This window comes from Candidatus Coatesbacteria bacterium (assembly GCA_014728225.1).
Lineage (GTDB): Bacteria > RBG-13-66-14 > RBG-13-66-14 > RBG-13-66-14 > RBG-13-66-14 > WJLX01.
Map to the genome: position 1 here is coordinate 1 of WJLX01000086.1, position 3,843 is coordinate 3,843.

The 3,843-nt window shown below is 67.8% G+C and carries 3 protein-coding genes; all 3 read right to left on the reverse strand.

Translation table 11 applies throughout. The features are described from left to right. Window positions 1–1,256: aspartate ammonia-lyase (locus tag GF399_06070; GenBank protein MBD3399882.1), on the reverse strand; the 1,256-nt coding region annotated here is incomplete at its 3' end. A gap of 31 nt (window positions 1,257–1,287) precedes the next feature. After that, the gene (gene hydE / locus GF399_06075) at window positions 1,288–2,451 is read right to left on the reverse strand and encodes a [FeFe] hydrogenase H-cluster radical SAM maturase HydE (protein ID MBD3399883.1); all 1,164 of its coding nucleotides are present in this window, start codon (window positions 2,449–2,451) and stop codon (window positions 1,288–1,290) included. Next, the gene (hydF, locus tag GF399_06080; protein MBD3399884.1) at window positions 2,289–3,461 is read right to left on the reverse strand and encodes a [FeFe] hydrogenase H-cluster maturation GTPase HydF; all 1,173 of its coding nucleotides are present in this window, start codon (window positions 3,459–3,461) and stop codon (window positions 2,289–2,291) included. The genes hydE and hydF overlap by 163 nt, the downstream gene beginning before the upstream one ends. Window positions 3,462–3,843 lie beyond the last annotated feature (382 nt).

Here is a 3,843-nt window from a genome sequence, read left to right on the forward strand (position 1 = left end):
ACGGTTTCGTAGCCCAGGGCGGGCACCAGGGCGGCGGCCACGGAGAGGGATTGCTCCAGGTGCATGCGCGCCCGCTCGACGTTGACGTTGATGCCGCGGACGCAGCGCCGCTCGGTGCTGACCACGGCGTTGCGCAGCAGGCGCAGGTTGTCCAGCAGGTGCCAGGCGGCCAGGGGCAGGAATTGGCTGAGCTGGAGGTTGCCGGCGGCCACGGCCTGGGTCAACACGGCGTGTCCACCGATGACTGCCTGGGCGCACTGCCAGGCGTACTCGGCGACGACGGGGTTTATCTTGCCGGGCATGATCGAGCTGCCGGCCTGAACGGCGGGCAGGCTCAGCTCGCCGACGGCGGGCATGGAGAGAATCCGCAGGTCCCAGGAGAGCTTGGCCAGGTTGGCCGCCGGGGCGGTCAAGACGCCGTCGGCCTCGACGAGGGCGTCCTGGTTGCCGGTGGCCTCGACGAGGTTCTCGGCCCGGGAGACGGGCAATCCGGTCAGCTCTCGCAGGCGTCCGACGACGGCGAAGATGTACTCCCGCGGCGCACCCAGGCCGGTGCCGATGGCCGTTCCGCCGAGGTTGACCGCCCGCAGGCGTTCCATCGACTTGAAGACCCGCCAGCGGTCGCGGGCGATCGCCTCGGCCCAGGCGCCGAAGACCTGGCCCAGAGTCAGCGGCACGGCGTCCTGGAGCTGGGTTCGGCCGACGGCGATCTCGTCGGCGTGGCGTTTCTCCAGGTCCTGCAGGGCGTCTTGCAACCCGACGAGTTCCTGCTCCAGTTCTACCAGCTCGGTCAGCGCGGCCACCCGCACCGCGGTGGAGAAGGTGTCGTTGGTCGACTGGTGCATGTTGACGGTGTCCAGGGGATCTACGGGCTCGTAGTCCCCCGGTGCGCCGCCGAGGTGGACGTTGGCCCGGTTGGCCAGCACCTCGTTGACGTTCATGTTGAAGGAGGTTCCGGCGCCGCCGGCCAGGGGATCGACGACCAGGTGCTCGTCGAGAACCCCGGCGACGAGTTCGTCGCAACTGGTGGTCAGGGCCTCGTGGACCGCGTCGGCGAGGTGTCCCAGCTCGTGGTTTGCCGTGGCGCAGGCCTGCTTGACGTAGCCCATCCCGGCGATCAGCGGTCGGGGCAGCCTGCGCCAGGAGGGGGGGAAGTTGAGGCGGGCCCGCTCGGCGTGAATGCCCCACAGGGCCTGGGCGGGCAGCTCGAGTTCGCCGAAACGGTCGTGCTCTTTACGGGTGCGCGAACGGTCCATGGCCCTCCGGTTGGGTGAATGGAAGCAGGGTTCACTCTGGTGTGTCCGAACTGCGGAAGCCGTGACCTTTGCCCCGTCCGACGCTGCGCCCCAAATCGGTCACCACGCCGCGCAGGCAATCCAGACAGCTTTGAGTCGAGCCGCATTCGGCCCGTTGGTAGATGCGGTACTTGCGGGCGACCTCGGGCGGGGTGAAGCCGATCATCAGCACGTTGGCGCCCCATTCCAGGGCCCGGCGCCGGGCGTCGGGTTCCAGGGCGCACAACGCCGTCGGCGAGGGCAGGTGGGCCTTTGGAGCGGCGATCCGCGCCAGGGCGATGGTGCGCAGGACGGAATCCTCAGACGGTCGGGGCAGGTCGGCGTAGGGTGTCCCGGCGGCGGGGATCAGCGGCCCGACGGCGATCATGTCGTAAGGATTAGCCTGGAAGTCGAGGATGTCGGCGGCCAGCTCCGCCGGTCCCTGACCGGGCAGGCCGACGATGTTGCCGCTGCCCACCTGATAGCCCAGCTCGAAGAGGTCCCCGAGACAGCGCCGGCGGTTGCGGTGGCTCATCCCGGGGTGCAGCCGCTCGTAGAGTTCTCCGTCGGCGGTTTCCAGCTTGAGCAGGTAGCGCTCGGCGCCGGCCCCACGCCACAGCTCGTAGACCGCGCGGGGCCATTCGCCGACGGACAGACTGACGGCGACGTCGTGGCTCTGCTTGATGTCGCCGATGATTCCGGCCAGCCACTCCGGCTTCACGGCCCGATCCTCGCCGGACTGCAGAATTACTGTATTGAAGCCGGCGTCAACGATGCGTTCGGTGGCGGCCAGGATGTCCGCCCGCTCCATCCGGTAGCGCTCGACGCCGGCCGTGCGGCAGTTGATGCCACAGTAGAGGCAGCTCGCCCGACAGTGGTTGGAGAACTCGAGGATGGCGCGGAAATGGACGGCGTCACCGTGGAGTTGGCGACGCAGACCGTCGGCGCGCTCCCGCAGCGCCGGCCCGGCCGCGTGGTCGGTCAAGATTTCGATTATCTCCGCGCGGGACAGGCTCACAGGTCCTCCAGGGTCAGACCGAAGGGGGCGATCACCCGTTCCAGCACTCCCTGAACGTAGCTGATGGTCACGCCATAGTTGGTGATCGGCACCGAGTGTCCGGCGGCCTCGTCCATCCGCGATTCCATCGCCTTGGGCGTCAGCATGCAGGCCCCGCAATGGATGATCAAGCTGTAGTCATCGAGGTTCTCCGGATACTCGCGCCCCTGAACGTTGACGAACTCGACGTCGACCCCGGTGTACTGGCGGATCCAGCGGGGGATCTTGACCCGGCCGATGTCGTCGCCCACGGGATGATGGCTGCAGGCCTCGGCGATCAGCACCCGGTCGCCGTCGCGCAGCTTGTCGATAACCTTGACTCCACGGGTCAATTCGTGGAGGTCGCCCTTGAGCCGGGCGAAGAGGATGCTGAAGGTGGTCAGCGGGATCTCCGGCTCCACGTCGCCGGTTACCTTGAGCACGGCCTGGGAGTCGGTGATAACCAGGTCGGGCCGGCGTCCCAGGGTCGACAGGGTGGCGTAGAGCTCGCGCTCCTTGACCACCAGGGCGACGGCGTCGTTGTCCAGCAGGTCGCGGATGGTCATCACCTGGGGCAGGATCAGCCGTCCCGCCGGGGCCTCCAGGTCGATGGGCACAACCAGCACGACGAGGTCGCCGGCGGTGACCAGGTCGCCGACGATCGTCGATTCGCGCTTGACCAGCTCACGCAGACGGCCGGCCAGCTCGGCGCGCAGCTCCCGGGTGTTCTCGCCCTTGAGGGCGCTGACGTACCAGGCGTCGTCCACCGGCGCCCGCCAGGCTTCGTCGAGATCCGTCTTGTTGACCACCACGAGGAAGGGGGTCTTGGCGGCCTCGAGCTGACGGAGCAGGGTCTGCTCGTAGTCGCCCCAGACGCCGTTCTCGACGACCAGCAGAGCGAAGTCGGCCTTCTTCAGCTCCCGCCGGGTGCGCTCGACCCGCAGCTCGCCCAGTTCGCCGGTGTCGTCGACACCGCCGGTGTCAACGAAGACCACCGGGCCGAAGGGTAGCAGCTCGAAGGCCTTGCGCACCGGGTCCGTGGTGGTGCCGGGTACGTTGGAGACCAGGGCCAGCGCGCTCTCGCAGAGGGCGTTGACCAGGGAGCTCTTGCCGACGTTGCGTCGGCCGAGGAGGATGATGTGGGGGCGCATGCCCCGGGGGGTTTTCTGCACGGGCCTTCCCGGTTTACGCCGCCCTCGCGGCGGTGGTTGAGTCGATTCTTCGTGTCAATCATAGAATAAACGGTCGGCTATTTCAGCAGGGACGGTGCAGACAGTTCAGAATACGACGGGATTGCGGGACCCCGTTCTCAGCGCTGTCGAATGCGGTTGTTACCGAAGCATCATGGAGCGCAGGTTCTCCAGCCTGCGCCTGCCGGCCGGCAGGCGCTAAGGGCGGGGTTTCAATCCCACGCCGCCGGGCCGTCACGGTTTTTGCATACCGCAGACCTCCCTTCGGCGGGAGGTCTTCGGGCAAAAACACCCGCCGGCCCTATGTTATCGGCGGTTGGGTGCGGATCGGTGTTGTCGTACG